The 20,690-nt window shown below is 64.0% G+C and carries 20 protein-coding genes, 1 tRNA gene and 1 pseudogene; 12 read left to right on the plus strand and 10 right to left on the minus strand.

Annotated elements, in window-relative coordinates; all coding sequences use genetic code 11:
* Positions 1–262: pseudogene (locus tag Q0687_RS35070) on the plus strand (hypothetical protein); the annotation flags it as partial.
* A gap of 127 nt (positions 263–389) precedes the next feature.
* Here the strand turns inward: Q0687_RS35070 and Q0687_RS35075 are convergent.
* Together Q0687_RS35075 and Q0687_RS35080 are read right to left on the minus strand one after the other, a co-directional pair.
* Entirely contained in the window at positions 390–1,160 is a 771-nt protein-coding gene (locus tag Q0687_RS35075; RefSeq protein WP_298887466.1) for an alpha/beta hydrolase, read from the minus strand.
* A gap of 204 nt (positions 1,161–1,364) precedes the next feature.
* Entirely contained in the window at positions 1,365–1,826 is a 462-nt protein-coding gene (locus Q0687_RS35080) for an Hsp20 family protein (RefSeq protein ID WP_298887468.1), read from the minus strand.
* 236 nt (positions 1,827–2,062) lie between these two features.
* On the opposite strand from Q0687_RS35080, the gene Q0687_RS35085 reads away from it, so the two are divergent.
* Positions 2,063–3,010 carry an alpha/beta hydrolase gene (locus tag Q0687_RS35085; RefSeq protein ID WP_298887471.1) on the plus strand — a complete coding sequence of 316 codons (948 nt, stop codon included), beginning with the start codon at positions 2,063–2,065 and terminating at the stop codon, positions 3,008–3,010.
* A gap of 169 nt (positions 3,011–3,179) precedes the next feature.
* Here the strand turns inward: Q0687_RS35085 and Q0687_RS35090 are convergent, their stop codons facing one another.
* Both Q0687_RS35090 and Q0687_RS35095 read right to left on the minus strand, forming a co-directional pair.
* The gene (locus Q0687_RS35090; protein ID WP_298887474.1) at positions 3,180–5,984 is read right to left on the minus strand and encodes a di-heme-cytochrome C peroxidase; all 2,805 of its coding nucleotides are present in this window, start codon (positions 5,982–5,984) and stop codon (positions 3,180–3,182) included.
* A 200-nt stretch (positions 5,985–6,184) separates the two neighbouring features.
* Positions 6,185–7,981, minus strand: a complete 1,797-nt coding sequence (locus Q0687_RS35095; RefSeq protein ID WP_298887477.1) for an adenylate/guanylate cyclase domain-containing protein — start codon at positions 7,979–7,981, stop codon at positions 6,185–6,187.
* Between the two features lie 221 nt (positions 7,982–8,202).
* Here Q0687_RS35095 and Q0687_RS35100 point away from each other — a divergent pair, with 221 nt between their 5' ends.
* Positions 8,203–8,835: a LysE family translocator gene (locus tag Q0687_RS35100; protein ID WP_298887480.1), complete on the plus strand. Its 633-nt coding sequence runs from the start codon at positions 8,203–8,205 to the stop codon at positions 8,833–8,835.
* Between the two features lie 65 nt (positions 8,836–8,900).
* Positions 8,901–9,311 carry a GFA family protein gene (locus Q0687_RS35105; RefSeq protein ID WP_298887483.1) on the plus strand — a complete coding sequence of 137 codons (411 nt, stop codon included), beginning with the start codon at positions 8,901–8,903 and terminating at the stop codon, positions 9,309–9,311.
* A gap of 6 nt (positions 9,312–9,317) precedes the next feature.
* On the opposite strand, the gene Q0687_RS35110 is transcribed toward Q0687_RS35105, so the two are convergent.
* Positions 9,318–10,070, minus strand: coding sequence for a sulfite exporter TauE/SafE family protein (locus Q0687_RS35110; protein WP_298887486.1), 753 nt, complete (start codon positions 10,068–10,070; stop codon positions 9,318–9,320).
* Positions 10,071–10,165: 95 nt separating this feature from the next.
* On the opposite strand from Q0687_RS35110, the gene Q0687_RS35115 reads away from it, so the two are divergent.
* Positions 10,166–11,056: a LysR substrate-binding domain-containing protein gene (locus Q0687_RS35115; RefSeq protein WP_298887489.1), complete on the plus strand. Its 891-nt coding sequence runs from the start codon at positions 10,166–10,168 to the stop codon at positions 11,054–11,056.
* Positions 11,057–11,119: 63 nt separating this feature from the next.
* On the opposite strand, the gene Q0687_RS35120 is transcribed toward Q0687_RS35115, so the two are convergent.
* The 3 genes from Q0687_RS35120 to Q0687_RS35130 all read right to left on the minus strand — a co-directional run bounded on the left by Q0687_RS35120 (position 11,120) and on the right by Q0687_RS35130 (position 14,328).
* Positions 11,120–12,085, minus strand: a complete 966-nt coding sequence (locus Q0687_RS35120) for a tripartite tricarboxylate transporter substrate binding protein (RefSeq protein WP_298887492.1) — start codon at positions 12,083–12,085, stop codon at positions 11,120–11,122.
* A gap of 22 nt (positions 12,086–12,107) precedes the next feature.
* Positions 12,108–12,890 (minus strand): histidinol-phosphatase, encoded by a 783-nt coding sequence (hisN, locus tag Q0687_RS35125; protein ID WP_298887494.1) that lies wholly within the window; start codon positions 12,888–12,890, stop codon positions 12,108–12,110.
* 547 nt (positions 12,891–13,437) lie between these two features.
* Positions 13,438–14,328, minus strand: a complete 891-nt coding sequence (locus Q0687_RS35130) for an N-formylglutamate amidohydrolase (protein WP_298887497.1) — start codon at positions 14,326–14,328, stop codon at positions 13,438–13,440.
* A 344-nt stretch (positions 14,329–14,672) separates the two neighbouring features.
* Between Q0687_RS35130 and cpdR the strand changes: the two genes are divergently transcribed.
* From cpdR to Q0687_RS35150, 4 genes are all read left to right on the plus strand, one after another.
* Positions 14,673–15,032: a cell cycle two-component system response regulator CpdR gene (cpdR, locus tag Q0687_RS35135; protein WP_007597092.1), complete on the plus strand. Its 360-nt coding sequence runs from the start codon at positions 14,673–14,675 to the stop codon at positions 15,030–15,032.
* A gap of 76 nt (positions 15,033–15,108) precedes the next feature.
* Positions 15,109–15,183 (plus strand) — tRNA-Val (locus Q0687_RS35140).
* Positions 15,184–15,385: 202 nt separating this feature from the next.
* Complete coding sequence (locus Q0687_RS35145; RefSeq protein ID WP_298887502.1) at positions 15,386–15,613, plus strand: DUF2945 domain-containing protein; 228 nt, start codon at positions 15,386–15,388, stop codon at positions 15,611–15,613.
* Between the two features lie 77 nt (positions 15,614–15,690).
* On the plus strand, positions 15,691–15,936 hold the full coding sequence (locus Q0687_RS35150; protein WP_298887505.1) for a hypothetical protein: 246 nt from the start codon (positions 15,691–15,693) through the stop codon (positions 15,934–15,936).
* A gap of 4 nt (positions 15,937–15,940) precedes the next feature.
* On the opposite strand, the gene Q0687_RS35155 is transcribed toward Q0687_RS35150, so the two are convergent.
* Complete coding sequence (locus tag Q0687_RS35155) at positions 15,941–16,408, minus strand: NUDIX hydrolase (RefSeq protein ID WP_298887508.1); 468 nt, start codon at positions 16,406–16,408, stop codon at positions 15,941–15,943.
* Positions 16,409–16,558: 150 nt separating this feature from the next.
* Between Q0687_RS35155 and Q0687_RS35160 the strand changes: the two genes are divergently transcribed.
* Both Q0687_RS35160 and Q0687_RS35165 read left to right on the plus strand, forming a co-directional pair.
* Entirely contained in the window at positions 16,559–16,924 is a 366-nt protein-coding gene (locus Q0687_RS35160; protein ID WP_298887510.1) for a hypothetical protein, read from the plus strand.
* Positions 16,925–17,250: 326 nt separating this feature from the next.
* Positions 17,251–17,550 carry a hypothetical protein gene (locus tag Q0687_RS35165; protein ID WP_298887512.1) on the plus strand — a complete coding sequence of 100 codons (300 nt, stop codon included), beginning with the start codon at positions 17,251–17,253 and terminating at the stop codon, positions 17,548–17,550.
* A 255-nt stretch (positions 17,551–17,805) separates the two neighbouring features.
* Here Q0687_RS35165 and Q0687_RS35170 read toward each other — a convergent pair whose 3' ends face one another.
* Positions 17,806–18,897: an enolase C-terminal domain-like protein gene (locus Q0687_RS35170; protein WP_298887514.1), complete on the minus strand. Its 1,092-nt coding sequence runs from the start codon at positions 18,895–18,897 to the stop codon at positions 17,806–17,808.
* A 192-nt stretch (positions 18,898–19,089) separates the two neighbouring features.
* Between Q0687_RS35170 and Q0687_RS35175 the strand changes: the two genes are divergently transcribed.
* Positions 19,090–20,652: an adenylate/guanylate cyclase domain-containing protein gene (locus Q0687_RS35175; RefSeq protein ID WP_298887519.1), complete on the plus strand. Its 1,563-nt coding sequence runs from the start codon at positions 19,090–19,092 to the stop codon at positions 20,650–20,652.
* The last annotated feature ends 38 nt before the right edge of the window (positions 20,653–20,690 follow it).

A 20,690-nucleotide genomic window follows, 5' to 3' on the forward strand; every position in this document is an offset into this window, starting at 1 on the left:
CCCGCCGCGCCCGCCGGCGTCGATCCCGCACGTCGCCAGCCGGACTGTCCCGCTGCCGAAGGCGGCGCCGCAGCGGGCCGAGACGCCGGTGGCAGCTGCCAAGCCTGTCGAGCAGGCCCCGCCGGCACAGCAGACCGCCGCCGCGCAGCCCAAGCCTGCCGAGGCCGCGCCACAAGCCACAGCACCAACCGTCGGCCAGGCCAAGCCGGCTCCGACGATCTTGCCGACGCAGGAGATGCCTGCCGCGCAGGGACTGGATTAGCGATGCGCGTTTAACTCGCGCTCGCGCCACGCACTCGCTGTCGTCTTGGCTTTCGCCAGGACGACAGTGGAGCAAAACAAAAGGCGCCTGAGTGTTCAGGCGCCTTTTTCATCGCAGCGATCGCCGCTCAGCTCCGCGGATAGCCCGCCGCCTCCAGGATCAAATTCGCCACCTCCTTCGGATGCGACACCAGCGAGAGGTGGCCGGCGTCGAGCTCGATGGTCGTTGCGTTCATCCGCTTGGCGAGGAAGCGTTCGAGATCGGGATTGATGGTGCCGTCGTTCTTCGACACCGCGTACCAGCTCGGCTTGGTGTGCCAGGCGGCCTCGGTGGTGCGGCCGGCGAAGATCGAGGCGGCGGTCGGCCATTGCACGGCGTAGAGCTCCTTGGCGCGCTCAGGCGCAACGCCGTTGGCGAAATATTTCAGGAAGGCATCCTCAGAAAGCTTGGTGTAGCCGTCGCGCTCGACGATGCCGGCGCGCGCGGGGCCTGTGGGAAACTGCTTCGACAGCGCGACGAAATCCTCGTTGGCGTCGGGCGCGCGTGCGGCGATGTAGACGAGGCCGGTGACCTTGGGATCAGTGCCGACCTGACTGATCACGGTGCCGCCCCAGGAGTGTGCGACCAGCACGGTCGGACCATCCTGCTCGGCCAGCACACGCTTGGTCGCCTCGACCGACTCGGCGAGCGAGCCCAGCGGATTCTGCACGGCAGTGACGTTGAGGCCTGCGGCCTGCAGGATCGGGATCACCTCCGACCAGCTGGAGCCGTCGGCCCAGGCGCCGTGCACCAACACGACGTTCTTGGCCTTCACCGTCTGTGGCGTCTGCGCATGGGCAAGGCTGATGGGCGCCGTCAACAGGCTCGCGGCGACGAAAAGGCTGCGCCAGAAAGTCATGGTCGTTCTCCGTTTTGTTTTAGGCTCGTTCAACAAAAATACGGAGTGTGGGACGTTAGCGTTACGTCGGTTCACCGGCCCGTGATGCGGCGCATCAATTCAATCGGGCGATCGAGCAAAAGCTGTCGTCCAGGACGACAGCAGACGACAAAAACGCCCCGGGGCACCGGGGCGTTTTCGCAACTTGGAAATGCGCGGGCGGCTTTACGCGGCGACCGAGCTCTCGATCACCTGCGCCTTGGCAGCGCCGGTGTTGATCGCGATCTGGCGCGGCTTCTTGGCTTCGGGGATCTCGCGCACGAGGTCGACATGAAGCAGGCCGTTCTCGAGCGAGGCGTCCTTCACCTGCACGAAGTCGGCAAGCTGGAAGGCGCGCTCGAAAGCGCGGGCGGCGATGCCGCGATAGAGCACTTCGGCTTTCGAGTTCTCATTGGCGACTTTCTCGCCCTTGATCGTCAGCGTGTTTTCCTTCGCGACGATGGAGAGCTCGTCCTTGGAGAAGCCGGACACCGCAACGGTGATGCGGTAGGCGTTCTCGCCGGTGCGCTCGATATTGTAGGGGGGATAACCGGGGCTGCCGTCAGAGCCTGCCTGGTCGAGCAGGTTGAAGAGGCGGTCGAAGCCGACGGTGGAACGATAGAACGGGGTGAGATCGTAGGTACGCATGGTCAAGTCCTCCATTGAGCGACTGTTTTCGGTAACCCGCCCGCCAATCGGGCCGGGCTTTAGTCTGTGTGCAGCCTGATGTTCCGGTTCCGAAACACTGGTAGCGGCCTGCACTGAGGTGATATGGGTGGGTCCAGACGGCGTTCAAGAGGGCGGAAACAGGCGCCTTTTCGGCGCTCCCGCCCCCTGGTTTGCAGCACTTGAGTACGGCACTTGGCGCCCAAGCACTCCCGATCATGACGCTGGTCTCAATCCCGTCCAACCCCGTTCCTGAAGATGTCGTCAGCGGCACCATCAAGACATCAGATGGCGTCGAGCTGCGCTTTGCGCGCTGGGCGCCGCCTGCGAACCGCAAGGGCACGGTCTGTGTCTTCACCGGGCGCAGCGAGCAGATCGAGAAATATTTCGAAACGGTGCGCGATTTGCGCGACCGCGGCTTTGCGGTGGCGATGGTCGACTGGCGCGGGCAGGGGCACTCCGCGCGGCGCCTGCGCGATCCTCGCAAGGGCTATGTCCGCAACTTCGCCGATTACGAGATCGACGTCGAAGCCTTCGTGCAGCAGGTCGTGCTGCCGGATTGCCCGCCGCCGTTCTTTGCGCTGGCCCATTCCATGGGCGGCGCGGTGCTCTTGCGGCTCGCCCATGCCGGCAAGCGCTGGTTCGATCGCATGGTGCTGTCGGCGCCGATGATCGACCTGCCCGGTCGCTCCACCTCGTTTCCGGTGCGGGCGCTGCTGAAGACGATGCGCATGATGGGGCGGGGCAGCGCCTACGTTCCCGGCGGCAGTGATCAGATCACCGGGCTGTCACCTTTCATCAACAATCCGCTGACCAGCGATCCCGTGCGCTATGCGCGCAACGCCGCGATCCTCGAGGAAGACCCGACGCTCGGCCTCGCATCGCCGACGGTGGCTTGGGCCGACACCGCCTTCCGCGCGATGCACACCTTCAAGGGCATCCACTATCCCTCCGAGATCCGCCAGCCGATCCTGATGTTGGCGGCCTCCAACGACGCCGTGGTCTCGACCGCGGCGATCGAGGAGTTCGCCTACCATTTGCGTGCCGGCTCGCATCTGGTGATCGCCGGCTCCAAGCACGAGATCCTCCAGGAGCAGGACCGCTACCGCTCCCAGTTCTGGGCGGCGTTCGACGCCTTCGTGCCCGGCACGCCGCTGTTCAAGTGAGGGGCATCCGCGAAGGCGGTGCGCTCCCTCGCCCCGTTCTTACGGGGAGAGGGTTGGGGTGAGGGGCTCTCTCCGCGTGCGAGATGGTTGAGAAACCTGTACCCCCTCACCCGGATTGCATCTTCGATGCAATCCGATCTCTCCCCGCAAGCGGGGAGAGATAAGGCAGCTACAGCGTCTTCAAATACTCGATCAAATCGTAGCGCTCCTGCTCCTTCAGCACGTGGCCGATGGTGCCGTCCTTGCCGGGGCCGGGCGTGCCGTCGAACGAATGGCCGGCATTGCTGTTGCCGAACAGCTCGGTGCCATCGGCGGCGCGCGTCGAGAAGCGCGACTGTCCGGTCTTGCAGCTCTCGCCGTCGGTGACCGCAAAGCCGACTTGCTTCGGATCGTAGTCGCGGCCACCGCCCAGGCAGAATGATTTGGGGCGCTCGGCCGCGGGGCTCAGCATCCACCAGAGCGAGGGCACCGATCCGTTGTGCAGGTACGGCGCGGTGGCCCAGACGCCATTGAGCGGGCGCGCGCGATACCACGGGCCCGGCTCGTTCTTCTCGGCCGGCTGCGGACCGGGATTGGGGCAGTCCTGGCGCTTGCCCCACCATATATCCTGGACCTTCGGCTCGATCTTGGCATCGTCCATCGCCTTGCGGCTGACGATGTCGACGAGCACCATCAGGCCGAGCGCGTACGGCATGTCGGTTGAAGACATGTCAGGCAGTTTGCAGTCCCACCAGGCGTTGAGCTTCTGCGAGGGATCGAGCTTGAGAAAGCCGGGCACCTGAACCGTGCGGGTCGCCAGCACACCGGCCTGAGCGGGGTCGGTCCCCATGCCCTTGGCGCTCTTCTGCACCTCGTTCAGGAATTTGTCGTCGCCGATGCTCTGCCAGCGGTCCGAGGCCCAGATGCTCTTATCAGGAAATTCGGCGTCGAATACGGGATCGTTGACCGGACCGAGATGGCATTCGACGCAGATCTCCGCGTAGAGCTTGCGGCCGCGTTTGACGCGGTCGCCATCGATCTTCCAGGCATCGTCGCCGAAGATGTCGGAGGGCCATTTCGGCGACGTCAGTCCGGACAGCTGCTTGTTCGGATAGGGCGCCGATCCCTTCAGCAGGTCCTCGATCCAGTTCAGATTCTTGATGTCCATCGACGAGCGGAACAGCGCGTCCTTGGGGCCGCTGTCGGACAAATTGAGCAGAGCGGTCACACCCAGCGCTTCGCCGGCGTTGCGGATCAGCGGCTGCTCGATGGAGGCGTCATACTGCGCATATTTGAGCCACGGCACGGTCCAGATCGGCGGGAAGCTGACCGGCGCGTCTTTGGCGTGCAGGTTCTTCTCGAAGCCGCTGAGGCCGCTGATCGTCATGTCCTGGGCGAAGACCTGATTGCCGATGCGGTTGAGCGCGTCGAGGCGGCCATACCCCTCTTCGGTGTCCTGCTGCGGCTCTTCCCGCTTGGTCTTCTCGTTGAACCTCGTCTTGCCCTCGATGGTCTTCGCGTAGGTCTTCTCCCAGTCGACCAGGAAAGTGCCGATGGCGCTCAGCTTCTGCTTCAATGCATCGCGGTCCGCATCGCTGGCGGAGGGGCCGAGCACACGGTCGGCAAAGCGCTTGAAGCGACCCGGCACATAGAGCGTGTAAGCGATCGACAGGCCGGTCGTGACCTCGAGCTTCCTGAGGTCGGTCATCGCCGGGCCGCCGTCGAACCTGATGTCGATGCCCTTATAGTGGATCTGTCCGGTGTGGCAGGCGGCGCAGGTGAGGCCGATCCGGTCCTGGCCGATCTTGCCGGTGGCGGGATCAGGCACGCCGGTCATGCGCGCAAAGCCGACGGGCAGGCCATCGACGTTTTCAGTCTGCTTGCCCCAGTTGACCGGTGGATCCCACAGCCGCGCCGGCACCGGCTTGGTCTTGTCATAGACATTGGCATAGCCGAAGCGGCGCAGCGTGGCCTCATCGGTGTTGATCGTCTGCGGGCTCGGGATGAAGCCGAAACGCTGCAGATGGTCGCTGTCATGCAGCATCCCGGGCTTGGCGAAGAAATGCAGCCGCGGCTGCTCCAGCGCCATGAACCAGCTATAGGGCACCGGGAAGGTCGCGGTGCCCTGGCTCGCGTGATGAAACCAGTGGCGGTCTTCCAGCGCCCAGTTTTGCTCGAGCCAGTACGCAGCGCGGGGTTCGGCGAGCTTGGGTAATGGCGGCGCCACCAGATTCCCGAGGATGCCGGGCAGCATCGGCTGGAATTGGTCGGGAAAGCGCAGCGCCACGATGCCAAGAACGAGCAGCGCGGCGACGAGGCCGCCGGCAGCGCGCAAGATGAGCGAAGGCGGGCGGACCGGCTGGTCGACCATCCGCTGGGTGATCCTCTCAGGGAATTTGCGCTGGTTGAACAATGTCCCCACCTCGGCCACGCTGAGATAGCGATCGTCACCCTGTCCCTTGCCCATGATCCTGAGCAGGACCGGCCATTCGAACTTCATCAGGATCGGGTAATACCAGCGCGCCTGATTGCCGGCGCGCTTGAGATTGTCGTTCATGAAGGTCCGGATCTGCGAGGCGTTGAGGCCGGTCTCGCTGCCGCCCGCGGGATCGGCATAGGTGCTGCCGAAACCTGCGAGCCGCGTGATCTGGTCCTCGTCGACCTTGCCGTCGACGCCGAGGATGCGCGAGCCGGCGCCGAGCTTGTCGAGCGGGCCGCCGCGCAACCGGTTGAGCTGCGCGCCCCAGAAGATGCTCTGCAGGATGTGGCAGGCGCCGTTGGCGATCAGCGCGACGCCGCGGACCTGGATGCGGGCCGAGGTCTTCATCAGCCTGGTCTCGCCGCTTGCATTTGCGATGGTCTGCGACAGCGTCCGCAGCGGCACGGTGCCGCCATCGACAAAGCCTTCGCCGACGAGGCCGCGCAGGAAAGGGCAGGGATTATCAGGAGAAACTTCGATTGAAGGATCAAAGGGTTTCTTGCGGGAATCATCCATCGGCAAAGTCCTGAAACAAACGAATCGTGAAAAGCGCCGCGCCGATCAAGCGCAGAAAGTCCTAACAAACAGACAGCGGACGCGGTGCAAGCTATGCTACTTCAGGGTGTGACGAAGTGTGGCTGAATTCGCTTCACTGTCAATAACGCCGCGGTGCGACTGCAGCGCACGCTCCGGATCTGCCCCGGACGATAGTGTCGTCAGGATTCGGCCGCGCGTCTGACGTCGCTCTGGACCAAGGTGAGCTTGCTGGCCGGTACGCCCGCCTTCAGCAACCCGTCGCGGTAATGCGCGATGTCTTCTGGCCGCTTCCAGTGAAAATTCCGCAAATGGCGGTCGACGTTCAGGGTCGGATAATTGCGCATCAGCACGGAGGTCGCCTCGCTCGCCTCGGCGGTCCGGCCCATCTGCGCCAGCGCCGCGGCGCGGATCGCCAGGGCCTGCATATGGTTCGGGTTGATGTAGAGCTGCTCGCGGGCCCAGGACAGCGTCGCATCATACTGGCGGAGGAGATAGTGGCTGAAGGCATTGAGCGCCGCCCATTGATAGCGCGGGTCGCTGTTGTCGCGTTGCGCTGCCATCGAGAACAGCTCGATCGCCTGACGGTGCTCGCCGATCACGAAGTGGCAGATGCCGAGCACGCCGCGCGCGCCCATGTCGTAGGGGTTGAGGGCGACGGCGCGCTTGGCGGCGTCCATCGCCGCCTCGTCATGGCCTTCCATCGCATGGGCCCAGGACAGGATAGAGAACGCAAAGGAGGAGCGCGGGTCGAGCCGTACGCTGGTTTCGGCAAGGCTCATCGCTTCAGTCCACATCTCGCGCGTGCCCTTGACCCAGCCGAACTGGATGCTCTGGATCTGGATCGTGGCAAGATAGGCATGCGCGATCGACAGCTTGGGATCGAGCGCAATCGCCTCGCGGAACAGTGCGACGGCGGTGCCGAGGTCTTCCTTGGTCTGCCGGTAGTAATGCGACAGGCCTTTCAGGAAGCGGTCCCAGGCCGTGATATCGTTGGTCGGGCGCGCGGGCGCCGAGGCCTCGGCCCGGACGATCTCGGTGGCGATGGCGGCGGACAGGTTGGTCGTGATCTCGTCCTGCATCGCGAACAGGTCGCCGATGTCGCGGTCGTAGCGGCCGGTCCAGAGCTGCTCGCCGGTCTCCGGCGCGATCAGCTCGGCGGTGACGCGGATCTTGGCGCCGGCGCGCCGGACCGAGCCTTGAATCAGATAGGTTGCGTCGATCTCGCGGGCGATCACGCGGGTGCTTGTGTTCTTGCCCTTGAAGGGGAAGGTCGAGTTGCGGCTCAGCACGCGATAGAAGGACTGCAGCGACAGTGCGTGGATCAGGTCCTCGGTCAGGCCGTCGGAGAAATATTCGTCCTGGGCGTCGCTGAGATTGGCGAAGGGCAGCACGCCGACGATCGCCGTGCGGTAGGCTTGCGAGAGCGTCGAGCCTTCCTTCAGCTCGGGCGCGAGCGGAGGCGCGCTGTCGGGCGTCCAGGTCCAGACCCCGACCGGATCCTTGATGTTCTTGAAGCGGTGGTTGCCGCCATCGACCAAGGGCACGGTGAGATGCTTGCTGGCCTCGCTATAAGCCTTGGCCGAAATCGCGATGCCCCCGGGGCTCGCCACCGATTCGAGACGGACGGCGATGTTGACATCGTCACCGAACACCTCGTCCTCGTCGGCGATCACGTCACCCATATGGATCCCGAGCCGGAACTGCATGGTGCGGTCGGCGGGCAGATGATGGTTACGTTCCGCCATCAGCACCTGCATCGCGATCGCGGCCTCCGCCGCGCCGACGATGGAGGCAAACTCCAGCAGGAAGCCGTCGCCGGTGTTTTTGACGACGCGGCCGCCGTGATTGAGGATGATGGGATGGATCGCGCTGCGATGGGCCTTGAAGGCGGCATGGGTGCCAGCCTCGTCACTGCCCATCATCCGGGAATAGCCGGCGACGTCGGCGCAGACGATGGCAGCCAGGCGTCTTTCCATATCCTCGGAGCTCCAAGGGGCGGGACGCCACCAGCCGGCCGTCGCCGCGAATCCCGCATTTCAAGAACTGCGCCCTTATAGAGCACATGGAGCCGAACGAAAGTATGATCCGCATTGCAAATTCGACGTAAATCCTAAGCGTTTCCGGCGGTGGACGGCGGGGTGCGAACCAACTAAGGCCAGTCTTTGAAGCCGCCCGGCCGGGCGGCGGGAGCCTTCTGATGCTCGGCATTCATGAAATCTGGCTCTTCGTCCTGTCGGGCGTGCTGCTCAACATCACGCCGGGGCCCGATACGGTCTATGTGATCGGCCGCAGCATGCAGATGGGCTGGCGCGGCGGGGCTGCCGCAGCCATCGGCATCAGTTGCGGCTGCTTTTTCCATGTTGCTGGCGCGGCGATCGGCCTTTCGGCGCTTTTGATGGCCTCGTCCACCGCGTTCTCGATCCTGAAACTGGTCGGTGCGGCCTATCTGGTCCTGACCGGCCTTCAGATGCTGTGGTCGCGGCCGCAGCTTTTGGCGGTCAAGGACGAGGCGGAGCGGAGTTCGCTGCGGCGGGTGTTCCTCCAGGGCGTCTTCACCAATGCGCTCAATCCCAAGGTCGCGCTGTTCTTCCTGGCCTTCCTGCCGCAATTCGTCGCAGCGGACGCGCCGCACAAGCCGCTGGCCTTCCTGACGCTCGGGCTGATCTTCATCTGCACGGGCACGCTGTGGTGCCTGGTGCTGGCGGCGTTCGCGGCCAGGGCGGCTCACCGGCTGCGACGGTCCGAGGGCGTGATCGCCTGGGTCAACCGGACGCTCGGCGGCCTCTTCATCTATCTCGGCATCCGCGTCGCCATGCTGGAGACGCGGTAGGTCATTCGAACGAATGATCGGTACGGATGCAGTCGGCCCGTGAAAGGTCGTGCGGGGAGGATTCGATGGTTCGTGGAAGCTGTCTGTGCGGCGCCGTGCGTTTCGAGATCGATCGCGTGCGTGCGCTGACGCACTGCCACTGCACCACTTGCCGCAAGCTGACCGGCGCGGCCTTCGCCACCTACGCCCATGTCGATGCCGACAAGTTTCGCTTTGTCGCGGGCGAAGACATGACGACGCGTTACGAATCCGCGCCCGGGAGCTTCCGCCACCGCTGCAAGACCTGCGGCTGCCTGACGCCTGGCAAGGCGAGCTATCTTCCGACTGTCAGCATCCCAGCCGGCCTGCTCGACGACGATCCGCAAGTCCGGCCGCGTCTCCACGTCTTCACCTCGTCGTGCGCGCCGTGGTGGACGATCCAGGACGACCTGCCCCAGCACGAGAAATGGGTGCCGGGCTTTGAGCCGAAGTCGTAAGCCGCCTCAGGCGAACTCCTTCAGCAGCGCGCTGGCGGCGAGATAAACGCCGAGCAGGATCATTGCGACGAGGAACCAGCGGCGGAACGCTTCCGCCGGCATCCGCTGCCGCACCGACTGGCCGACATACATGCCCGCAAAGGCCATGGCCATGGCGACCGCGCCGGGCACGGCATTGGCTGAGGTCAGCAAGCCGCCGGCCGTCAGGTTGAAGGCGAGCGCCAGCGTTGCCGTGGTGAAGAACACGCCGAGCGCCTGCACCAGCTCGTCCTTCTCCATCCCGATCGCCTGCATGAACGGCATCGAGGGGATCACCTGCACGCCCGTCGAGGCCGAGATCACGCCCGTGACGACCCCGACCACGCCGCCGACCCATTTCTCGTTTCGAGGCGCGACGTGGAACTTGAATTTGCTGAGGCCGATGATTGCGTAGACCATCAGCAGCACGCCGAGCACCACAGTGCCGTAGCGGGCATAAGGCCCGGTCAGGGCGCCGGCATTGAGCCAGCATCCGATCACGGTGCCGATCATCAGCGGCCACAGGCGTCTGAGGATGTCGCGCAGGTACGGGCCGACAAAGGTCTGCCAGATGTTGGTGACGATGGCGGGCACGATCACGATCGCGATCGCGCGGCTCGGCGCCATGTTCACCGCGAGCAGGCCCATAGAGACAGTCGGCAGGCCGAGCCCGACGACGCCCTTGACGAAACCGGCAACCAGGAAGACGGCGGCGATGAGGATGAGAAGCGGGTCAATCATGCAGCCACATTGACCGAAGCGGCGCACGGGCACAATCTGGAGGTTACGGAGATAGCCTTCGTTGGTTACGAAGGCTGATAGGGGAGGAAAAGCCCGTGCGTTTCGACCTCGTCGATCTCCAGCTCTTCATCGCGGTCGCCGACCAGCGCAGCATCACCCGCGGCGCGGAGCGGTCGCATCTGGCCTTGGCGTCGGCCAGCGCGCGGATCAAGGGTCTGGAGGACGCGCTCGGCGTTGCACTGCTCAAGCGCGGGCGTCGCGGCGTCGAGCTGACGGCGGCCGGCGAAAGCCTGCTCGATCATGCCAGGCTCGTGATTCACCAGGTCGACGCCATGCGCGGCGATCTCGCCGGCTTTGCCAGCGGCCTGCGCGCCAGCGTGCACTTCCTCGCCAACACCTCGGGCTTGTCGGAGCATCTGCCGAAGGCGCTGGCCGGCTTCCTGCGCGAGCATCGCGACGTCGCCATCGATATCGAGGAGCGCGAGAGCACCGACATCGCGGCCGCGATCACCGCAGGCGCTGCCGATCTCGGCTTTGCTGCCGAGCACGCGCTGCCCGATCATATCGAGCGCTTCGTGTTCAGCGAGGACCGATTGACGCTGGTGACATCGAAGCGCGGCCCGTTCGTCGGCCGCCGCCAGATCGATTTCCAGGAGGCGAATGCGTGCGAGTTCGTCGGACTGACCAGCGCCACCGCGCTTCAGATGCACATATCAAAGCACGCCGCGAGGCTCGGCATGCGCCCGCATTTTCGCGCGCGCCTGCGCGACTTCGATGCGATCTGCCAGCTGGTCTCGGCCGATGTCGGCGTCGCCCTGGTGCCTGAAGCTGCCGCCCGCCGCTGCGCCAGGCTGATGCCGCTCGCCATGGTCCGCCTGCGCGATGCCTGGGCCAACCGCAAGCTCGTGATCTGCGCCCGCAGCTTCAAGGCGCTGCCGCGGCCGGCCAAGATGCTGGTGGAGCATTTGAGGGCAGAGGCGGTGTGAGATGGTTTGGCAAACTCGTCATGGCCGGACAAGCCCGGCCATGACGAATAGCAACAGGGCTGCCTACTTCGCGGTCTCCACCCCCGCGTCCTTGATCACCTTCGCCCATTTCGCGGTCTCGTCCGCGATGAACTTGCGAAAATGCTCGGGCTCGTCGCCGGCAAGCGTGGCGCCCTGCTGGGCGAGCTTTTCCTTCACCGCGGGATCCGCCATGGCCTTGGTCGCGAGGTCATGCAGATCAGTGACGATCTCCTTGGGCGTGCCCTTCGGCGCGACCATGCCGTACCAGTTCTCGATGCGCAGATTGGGGAAGCCGGCCTCCTTCGTGGTCGGCACGTCAGGCGCGGTCGGAGCGCGCTCCACCGAGCCGATCGCGATCGGCTTGAGCGCGCCGGCCTTGACCTGCGGCAGCAGCACCGGAAGATCGAGGAAGGTCATCTGGACCTGCTGGCCCAGCAGGTCGTTCACGGCCGGAGCCGCGCCGCGATAGGGCACGTGCACGATGTCGATTTTGGCGGTCAGCTTGAACAATTCGCCGGCGAGATGCGGCAGGCTGCCGGGGCCGGAGGAAGCGAAGTTGAGCTTTCCCGGCTGCGCCTTGGCGAGTGCAATCAATTCGCCGATGTCCTTGGCCGGCACGTTGGTCGCGACCACAAGCATTTCCGGCACGGTGGCGACCAGCGTCACCGGCGTCAGGTCATTGAGGGTGTCGTAGGCGACCTTCTCCATGCTCGGGCTGATCGCGAGTGCACCGGCCGAGGAGATGGCGACGGTGTAGCCGTCGGGCGCGGCCTTGGCGACCGCATCGGTGCCGAGCACGCCGCCTTGGCCGGCGCGATTGTCGATCAGCACGGGTTGCCCTGAGAGTTCCGACATGCGCTGGCCGATGACGCGGGCGATGATGTCGTTGGGGCCGCCAGCCGGGAACGGCACGATCAGCCTGATCGGCTTTGCGGGAAATTTCTGGGCCGCCGCCACTGACGGCAACAGCAGGAACAACCCAAGGAGCAGCCTGCGTGAGATGGTCATGCAAGCCTCCCGTTCGCGCCTGCTATTGGTTGAGCAGCTTCAGCGCTTCTTCGTGAACACGTGCATCGCCGGCCGCGACGATGCGACCGCCGCCCTGGGCCGGCTTGCCTTCCCAGGTGGTGACAACGCCGCCGGCGCCGGTGACGATCGGGATCAGGGCTGCGATGTCGTAAGGCTTTAGCTCCGTCTCGACCACGAGGTCGACATGGCCCGCCGCGAGCATGCAATAGGAATAGCAATCGCCGCCATAACGCGACAGCCGCGCCCCCTGCTCGATGCGGCCGAAAATGGCGCGGTCGCGCTCGTTCATCAGCAAGGGAGAGGTGGTGTAGGTCGTCGCCTCCGACAACAAGGCGCAGCGGCGGACCTGCAGCCGGCGCTCACTGGTGGGGCCCTTATAATTGGCCGAGCCGTTGTCGCCGGAAAAGCGCTCGCCGATGAAGGGCTGGTGCATCATGCCGTAGACAGGCTTGCCCTTGTGCAGCAGGGCGATCAGCGTGCCCCAGATCGGAAAGCCGCCGATGAAGGACTTCGTGCCGTCGATCGGGTCGAGCACCCAGACATAGTCTGCATCCTCGCGCTCATTGCCGAATTCCTCGCCGACGATGCCGTGCTGGGGGAAGCTCGCCTTGATCAGCCGCCGCATCACCGCCTCAGCGGCGCGGTCGGCTTCCGTCACGGGGTCGAATTCCTTGGTCTTGCTCTTGTCGTCGATCGACAGCGAGGTGCGGAAGAACGGCAGGATGGTTTCGCCGGAGGCGGTGGCAAGCCGTCCGATGAAGGCTGAGAAGTCGATCACCGTCACGGCGCATCCTCAAAACGAAAGTTGGGTGAAGCTCACATCTGCCTAACTCAATTCGCCCCTCGCGTGCAGCGCTGTCTTGATTTTGCACCCTGGTATTTTGGATCCGGTTGCCGGCTGACCCAACTGAGCTCCGCGCGAGCCCAGTGGCGAGCCATATGCTGGCCAAATATCGATCACGAAGTTGAAAGCTTAGTTCCGAACATGCCTTGTTCGTATGCAAATGACTATCAACCCATTGAATTTCCTTATTAAAGAAACTGAATCTGGGTTTCTCTAGGAGCAATTGAGCCATGTGTTTTTGCATGGGAAACGGCTCAAAAGCCCTTGCGCTTTGTGCGGCGCGGCCGCATATTGTTGCGGTGCGGTAGCGCTTCTCGCGTTACCGTTGCCCTCCTTGGGCGTTTCCTCCCTAGACTTGGGCCGCTAGCGTCATTCGCGAGCGGCCCTTTTTTCTTGCCTCGCCTGCTTTCAGTTTTGCGCGCGATCCGTTGCGAAGCGAAACTGCGTTCGCGCCAATCGAGGCGAGACCATCGTTCGAGGCGCGCGTCTATTCCGCCGCGGCCTGGAACGGGCCGAGATCGCCGAACGGGATCGTGGTCGCCAGGACGTCGGCGAGAACGCCGAAATCGCTCGCCACTTGCCCAAAGCGCGGGCTGCGCTCGCGACGGCGCTCATCCATGTAGATCGCGCGGTTGAACTCGAGCTGCACCGCGTGCAGGCCGCTCGCCGGATTGCCGTAGTGCTCGGTAATGAAGCCGCCGGCATAGGGCTTGTTGCGGCCGATCGAATAGCCGAGCCCGGTCATCGTCTCCTCGACGCGATCGGGCAGCAGCGGCGTGCAGCTCGTGCCGTAGCGGTCGCCTATCACGACGTCCGGCCGGCGCGGCTCGTCCCTGCTGACGCCGACCGAGGGCATCGAGTGGCAATCGACCAGCACCACCGTGCCGAACATCTGGTGCACCTTGTTGATCAGCCGGCGCAGCGCGCGGTGGTAGGGCTTGTACAGCGTCTCGATCCGCGCCAGCGCGTCGTCGACCGCGATGCGGTCGCGATAGATCTCCTGGCCGTCGCCGACCACGCGCGGAATCGTGCCTAATCCGCCGGCGACCCGCATCGAGCGGGTGTTGGCAAAGCTCGGCAGGCGGCCGGTGAACATGCGCGGGTCGAGCTCATAGGGCTCTCTGTTGACGTCGACATAGGAGCGGGGAAAGTTGACCCGCACGGTCGGAAAGCCGCGATCGCTCAAATGGGTGATCAGTTCGTCCATGAAGGAGTCTTCCGAGCGCCGCAGCGTCGGCAGGTCGATCCGCGATGCGCTCAGGAATTCGTCCGGGTAGGTCGAGCCGGAATGGGGCGAGTTGAAGATAACGGGCGCGCGCCACTCGGCGGGCTCCACGATCTCGAAGGCTGGCGACACCTCGCCGTCAAACCGGGTCATCTTCTCAGGCTTCGTCCCTTCACGCCCTCAGGTCTGGCGCCGCACGATCCGGCATGGGGCCGGGATCGCGTGATTCGGCCGATCGAGCGGCTCTTATGTGTCGTCATTGTCCGGAATCGCAACCATTCTGCCAAGCGAAAAAGCGTGATCCGCGCTGGAACATGTCTTAACCGTGTGGGGAGGGAGGCGGGGATGCGTGGGCGCACCGGAATTGATTCGTCCCGCATTCCGGTTCACAACACCTCTCGCAGCGCGAGCCTCCAGGGTTAAGATTTTCACCCCAAATTTACCCTCTGTCGGGCTTAGTGACCTCTGCATATCCTCTGGGGATCGACGTTCCGCTCATGCCAAAAATCCTGCTCGCCGAAGACGACAACGACATGCGCCGTTTCCTGGTCAAGGCGCTGGAAAACGCCGGTTTTCAGGTCTCGTCCCACGACAACGGCATGGCCGCTTATCAGCGGTTGCGGGAAGAGCCGTTCGAGATGCTGCTGACCGACATCGTGATGCCGGAGATGGACGGCATCGAGCTCGCCCGCCGGGCCTCGGAACTCGATCCCGATATCAAGATCATGTTTATCACCGGCTTCGCCGCGGTCGCCCTGAACTCGGATTCGGACGCCCCCAAGAACGCCAAGGTGCTGTCGAAGCCCGTTCACCTCAGGGAATTGGTGAGCGAAGTGAACAAGATGCTGGCGGCCTAAATCCGCCGCGTTCCGTCCTTGCGCCGGCTCCCATGAGCCGTTATAGGGACCCCCACCCGACGAAAGTGGACTATTAGGGCACGTAGCTCAGCGGGAGAGCACTACCTTGACATGGTAGGGGTCACAGGTTCGATCCCTGTCGTGCCCACCATCCTTCGCTCGCGAAGCGAGAGAAGGATGTCACGCCGAAGCCCAAAGGGCGAAGGCGGACTTGTAGCCGCGAGCTTCGGCTCGGCAAGCCGCGATCCATCAATCTCGAAGCGTGTCCGGCGTAGCTCGCAGAGCGTAGACGGACTAGTGCGTCATCCTCCACTCTCGTGGAACACGCCTCCGCGCTCCGGCATTGTTCCGCCATGCCCAAAGCCCCCAGCAAACCCTTCAAGCGCGGCGATCACGTCAGCTGGAATTCCGAGGCCGGTCGCGTCCGCGGCCATATCCTGCGCGTCCACACCGGGGACGTCGACTACAAGGGTTACACGCACCACGCCACGCCCGACGACCCCCAATACGAGATCAAGAGCGACAAGACAGATCACGTCGCCCTGCACAAGGGCAAGGCGTTGCGGCGTCTGCGAAGCTGAGGAGCAGGCTCTCTTCGCAGGACAGGGCGATTTCCGCTATCGTCGCGATCGAAGCGGATCGCGGTGAGGAAATGCAAATGATGCGGGCGGGTTGTCTTGCCATGGTGGTGCTGGCGCTGATCGCATCAGGCGCGAACGCCGCGATCATCGACTGGCAGGCCGAGATGCAGCGCTGCCGGGCCTTGCGCGCAAGCATGGCGCCGCTGCTTCAGGCCGGCGAGGGGATATCTGCGGTCGGCCGCTCCAACAGATCCGTGCGTCGCTGCCTCTGGATCCAGCGCATGGCGGTGCGCAAGAAGATCCCCGGCGCGGAGAATTGGTAGCCTGTCAGTCGCGCCTGGTCTTCGGCGCAAGCAGCAAGTCCTTCAAGCCGGTCGGATAGAGGCTCGGTCCGCCTGGCACGTCGAGATCGGCGAGATCGAACCAGCGGGCGGTGATCTCGTCCCCGTTGTCCTCGCGGAAGTCGATGCGGTCCTGACCACTGAACGCGGGTTGCGGAAACGCGACCTCGACAATGAACATCACCTCATGGCCTACAGCGCCCTCGTGAACAAAGATGTTCTCCATCATCACTGGCTCGCCGGTGATGGCGACGTCGATGCCAAGCTCTTCGTCGAATTCGCGCAAGAGCGCCGTGCGCCAGCTCTCGCCGAACTCGATCTCGCCGCCGAGCGGACGCACGCCCTTGATCCGCCCCGCATCGTCGCGCACCTCAGCCGCGAGCAGCCGCCCGTCCCGCCAGTGCAGGCCGATCGCGACGACGCGAATATGGGGATGCGGGCGCCATGTGGTCATGGGGCATGGTTAGTCCCTGCCGCACGCTTTCGCAATGCGAGTGGAGCAAGCTTGAAAATGACGCCAGTGCCGCGCGCTCCGTCATTGCGAGCGGGAGCGACTTGTCCGCCGAAGCCTCGCCCACCAAGGCGCTGGCATGAGTTCGCGAAGATGCGGACGTCCGGCGGTGTCGCCTCTTTGCGAGACGGCTGTGTCGTTGCAACCGATGCGTTGATATTGATCAAGGTGATGGCGACGAAACGGGGCAACCTCAATCAGAAGATGCAAATGGGAGGATTGACCATGCGGGCTTATCTCTTCGCATTGGCTCCCGTGTTAGCCATTCTGGGGTCGTCTTCGGCGCATGCGGGGTGCTGGCCGAGCGAGAATTTTCCGATCGTCTGCTGGCTCGACACGAAGGGCGAAGGGTGCTCGGAGCACCACGCGTTGACCAGCGTCAAAGCCGTGATGTACCCGTACCCGAACCAATCCATCTATGAGTTCGAAACCACCCATTGGTGGGACGGCCCCCCATAACAGCTTGTCCACCGAGCAAGACGATCAAGTTCACGTGTGTTTGGAACCGCGAGACGGGCAAGGCGGAGGAAACGGCGTCCAACGGTTGGTCGTCCTGGTCGCGCTACGTCTATTGCAGCAATAATCCATGGACCGGGCAAGGCCCGCCGACGGTGCCGATCTGCTCGGGGCCTGCCAACGATACGAATGTAGGCCAGCCGGTGACTTCGGCGATGCTTACGCAAAGTCAACGAGCGAATTTGCTTCAGGTCCAGGAGCCGCTGCACACGAGATGTTTGCAGGTCGAGCCCGACCCGATGGGTTCGGAATGGCTTACGGGAAATTCATTGGTCCGGGTGGTCGTTTCGCACCATGAATTCCAAAAGATCGAGTGGCACTATTTCTTCCAGGAGTTCTATTCGTTCGACGGCTGGAAGGAAGTTCCCGCGCCGAAGTCGAAGGTCCCCTTGATTTCGACGAAGAAATATACCGATCGTCGCATCGCGACCACGACGGGCCGGTTCTGGCTCAACAAGAAGGGACGTTGGATGATCGTCGCGGTCCCGAAGCCGACCTCGTTCGCCGCCCAGCTGGTCGCAACGACCGTAACCAACGAATGCCCGGGCGCGCGATTCAACATCCAGTGACGGGAGATCGACGAATGCCCACCTCCTGAGGTGCGTGTTTGACAGCAATGACGAACACGGAGCATCCGCCGCTCACGATTTATCTCAAAAAGGACATGGCGGACCCAGACGATTTAAGGTTGATCGCTGGACAGCGCTACAACGAGGATCACTCTCAGGCGCAAGCAGCCAAATTGGATGATCCAAAGGCACGAAACGCCTGCCTGCCAATCCCGCGCGTGTTGCTCTCCAGGATTATGCCACGCTCAATCCAGCTTAGGAGGCTGCGTATCTCCTCACCGCCGCCTCGTCCCACGCGATGCCGTTGCCGGGCGCCTCGCTCGGCATCGCAAAGCCGTCCTTGATGGTCAGCCGCGTTGCCAGCACCGCGTCGGCCCAGTCGACATATTCCAGCCAGTGCGCCGTCGGCGTCACGCAGAGCAGATGCGCGCTCACTTCCGAGAACAAATGCGTCGACATCTCGATGCCGGCGGCGTGCGCCAGTGCGGCGGCGCGGAGCCAGCCGGTGACGCCACCGATGCGCTGCACGTCGGGCATCACGTAATCGCAGGCCTCGGCTGCGAGCGCGGTCTGCATCGCAAAGGCACTGTCGAAGTTCTCGCCGATCTGGACCGGCGTCCGCAACGCATCCGCGATACGGGCGCAGCCCGCATAGTCGTCGTGACGGATCGGCTCCTCGATCCAGGAGAGGCCTTCGTCGTCGAGCATCTCGCCGCGGCGGATCGCCTCGGCCACCGTCAGCGCCTGATTGTAGTCGCACATCAGCGTCACGTCGTCGCCAACGGCCTTGCGCACCGCGCGGACCACGGCGAGATCGTCGCGCGCCTCGGGCCGACCGACGCGGATCTTGGCGGCATGAAAGCCCTCGGCCAGCAGTTTGTGGGCTTCCTCCACCGCGGCGCTCGCCTCCATGATGCCGAGCCCCTTCGAATTGTAGGCCTTCACCGGCTTCGGCGCGCCGCCGAGCAGGCGGGCGAGCGGCAGGCCTTTGCTGCGCGCCAGCGCATCCCATGCCGCCATGTCGATGCCGGATTGCGCCAGCCGCTGCAGGCCGGCGAGGCCGAGTAGTGTGAAACGCTGGGTCAGCTTGCGCTCGATCTCGAACGGCAGCAGCTCGTCGCCTGCGAGCAGCTCCGACATCTCCATCACTATCGTGGCCAGCGGCTTCAGAGCCGACGGCGTGATCGAGAACAGATAGGCATGCCCCACCGCACCCTGGTCGGTCTCGCAATCGATCAGCACCAGCGGCGCCTTTGCGACAGTGCCGGTCGAGGCCTGAAGCGGCAAATTCATCGGGGCGATCACCGGGCGGGCAATGAAGCGCTTGATGCGGATGGTCTCGGTCATGGGCAGCGGTTCCGGATTGTCAATGCAGGTTGATCCCGATCTTAGACATTCGTCATGAAACGAAAAGGCGCCTGCTGCGACTACCATAAAATGGGGTTGCGCGGGCGCGCGTTTATAGGCTCTTTGCAAGCTGGAAGGCTGTGCCGCAAATCCCGGTCCTTGCGGCCAAAACGCACATAACGGAGCCACAGAGTGAAACGAGAGATCGCCGAAGAGCAGCGCAAGAACGGCATCCTGATCGGCGCCGTGATTGCCTTTCTCCTGCTGGCGCTGCCGCTGGCGGTCTGGCTGGACCTGACCGCGCTCAGCAAGACGGCGCTGCGCCGGCAGGCCGCCGACCTCAACTCCGTCATATCGAGCGTGCGCAGCTATTACGCATCCAACGTGGTGGGGCGCATCCTTGCCAACCCCAATGGCACGACCAAGGTCGTTCATACTTACGAATCCGTCCCCGGCGCGATCCCGATCCCGGCGACGCTGTCGCTGGAGCTCGGCCGCGTCATCGGCGCGCAGCAGGAGAACATCGCCTACCGCTTCGTCTCCGACTTCCCGTTCCAGAACCGCGCGCCGCATCAGCTCGACCAGTTCGAGCGGGATGCGCTCGCTGCGCTGCGTGCCGACCCCGAGCAGAAGATCTTCGACACCGAAACCTCGCTGTTCTCCGACAAGGTCCGCCTGGTTGCGCCCGTGGTCATGGGCCCGGCCTGCGTGAGCTGCCACAACAACCATCCCGAAAGCCCGAAGAAGGACTGGAAGGTCGGCGATGTCAGGGGCATTCAGGAGGTGATCATCGCGCAGCCGATCGCCGCCAACATTTTCTCGTTCAAGTTCCTGCTGGCCTATTTCCTGATCGCCGCAGGCTGCGGCCTGTCGTTTCACTCGCTCCAGCGCCGGCAGGCGCGTCGCATCAAGGGCATGAACAAGGAGCTCGAATCCGCCAACGACTTCCTGGCCTCGCTGTCGATGAAGATCTCGCGCTACATCCCGCCGCAGGTCTACAAGAGCATCTTCTCCGGTCAGAAGGACGTCACCATCCACACCGAGCGCAAGAAGCTCACGATCTTCTTCTCCGACATCCAGAACTTCACCGCAACCACCGAGCGGCTCCAGCCGGAATTGCTGACGCAACTGCTCAACGAATATTTCACCGAGATGTCGGCGATCGCGCATGAGCATGGCGGCACGGTCGACAAGTTCATCGGCGATGCCATGCTGATCTTCTTCGGCGACCCCGAGACCAAGGGCGACCGCGCTGATGCGCAGGCCTGCCTGCAGATGGCCTGGCGCATGCAGCAGCGCCTCACCGAGCTCAATGCGAAGTGGCGATCGTCCGGCATCGAGCAGCCGTTCCGCTCGCGCATGGGCATCAATTCCGGCTATTGCAATGTCGGCAATTTCGGCAGCAGCGACCGCATGGACTACACCATCATCGGTGCCGAGGCGAACCTCGCCGCGCGCCTGCAGTCGATTGCCGAGCCCGGCGGCATCGTGCTGAGCTACGAGACCTTTGCGCTGGTCAGCGACATTGTCCGCGCCCACGCACTGCCCGCGATCACGATGAAGGGAATCAGCCGCGAGGTGATTCCGTATGCGGTCGACGCGCTCAACGATGCGGCAGCGGAGAGGAGCGGCGTCATCACCGAACGCGCGCCGGGGCTGGAGCTCTACCTCGATCCGGCCGTGGTGAAGTCAGGTGATGCGGCGCGGGTCCGCTCGCTGCTGGAGAGCGCCCTGGCGTCGCTCAAGCCGGCGTGAGCGGACGCACAAGCGGTCGTCATGCCGGGACAAGCCCG

This window comes from uncultured Bradyrhizobium sp., assembly GCF_936928535.1.
Lineage (GTDB): Bacteria > Pseudomonadota > Alphaproteobacteria > Rhizobiales > Xanthobacteraceae > Bradyrhizobium.

What these genes read in the sequence shown, in the direction of transcription:
- Q0687_RS35150 (WP_298887505.1), top strand. Translation starts at nt 15,691, where the DNA reads ATGATGCGGGCGGGTTGTCTTGCCATGGTGGTGCTGGCGCTGATCGCA.
- Q0687_RS35085 (WP_298887471.1), top strand. Translation starts at nt 2,063, where the DNA reads ATGACGCTGGTCTCAATCCCGTCCAACCCCGTTCCTGAAGATGTCGTC.
- Q0687_RS35155 (WP_298887508.1), bottom strand. Translation starts at nt 16,408, where the DNA reads ATGACCACATGGCGCCCGCATCCCCATATTCGCGTCGTCGCGATCGGC.
- Q0687_RS35100 (WP_298887480.1), top strand. Translation starts at nt 8,203, where the DNA reads ATGCTCGGCATTCATGAAATCTGGCTCTTCGTCCTGTCGGGCGTGCTG.
- Q0687_RS35090 (WP_298887474.1), bottom strand. Translation starts at nt 5,984, where the DNA reads ATGGATGATTCCCGCAAGAAACCCTTTGATCCTTCAATCGAAGTTTCT.
- Q0687_RS35075 (WP_298887466.1), bottom strand. Translation starts at nt 1,160, where the DNA reads ATGACTTTCTGGCGCAGCCTTTTCGTCGCCGCGAGCCTGTTGACGGCG.
- Q0687_RS35080 (WP_298887468.1), bottom strand. Translation starts at nt 1,826, where the DNA reads ATGCGTACCTACGATCTCACCCCGTTCTATCGTTCCACCGTCGGCTTC.
- Q0687_RS35110 (WP_298887486.1), bottom strand. Translation starts at nt 10,070, where the DNA reads ATGATTGACCCGCTTCTCATCCTCATCGCCGCCGTCTTCCTGGTTGCC.
- Q0687_RS35105 (WP_298887483.1), top strand. Translation starts at nt 8,901, where the DNA reads ATGGTTCGTGGAAGCTGTCTGTGCGGCGCCGTGCGTTTCGAGATCGAT.
- Q0687_RS35160 (WP_298887510.1), top strand. Translation starts at nt 16,559, where the DNA reads ATGCGGACGTCCGGCGGTGTCGCCTCTTTGCGAGACGGCTGTGTCGTT.
- cpdR (WP_007597092.1), top strand. Translation starts at nt 14,673, where the DNA reads ATGCCAAAAATCCTGCTCGCCGAAGACGACAACGACATGCGCCGTTTC.
- Q0687_RS35170 (WP_298887514.1), bottom strand. Translation starts at nt 18,897, where the DNA reads ATGACCGAGACCATCCGCATCAAGCGCTTCATTGCCCGCCCGGTGATC.
- Q0687_RS35130 (WP_298887497.1), bottom strand. Translation starts at nt 14,328, where the DNA reads ATGACCCGGTTTGACGGCGAGGTGTCGCCAGCCTTCGAGATCGTGGAG.
- Q0687_RS35095 (WP_298887477.1), bottom strand. Translation starts at nt 7,981, where the DNA reads ATGGAAAGACGCCTGGCTGCCATCGTCTGCGCCGACGTCGCCGGCTAT.
- Q0687_RS35120 (WP_298887492.1), bottom strand. Translation starts at nt 12,085, where the DNA reads ATGACCATCTCACGCAGGCTGCTCCTTGGGTTGTTCCTGCTGTTGCCG.
- Q0687_RS35145 (WP_298887502.1), top strand. Translation starts at nt 15,386, where the DNA reads ATGCCCAAAGCCCCCAGCAAACCCTTCAAGCGCGGCGATCACGTCAGC.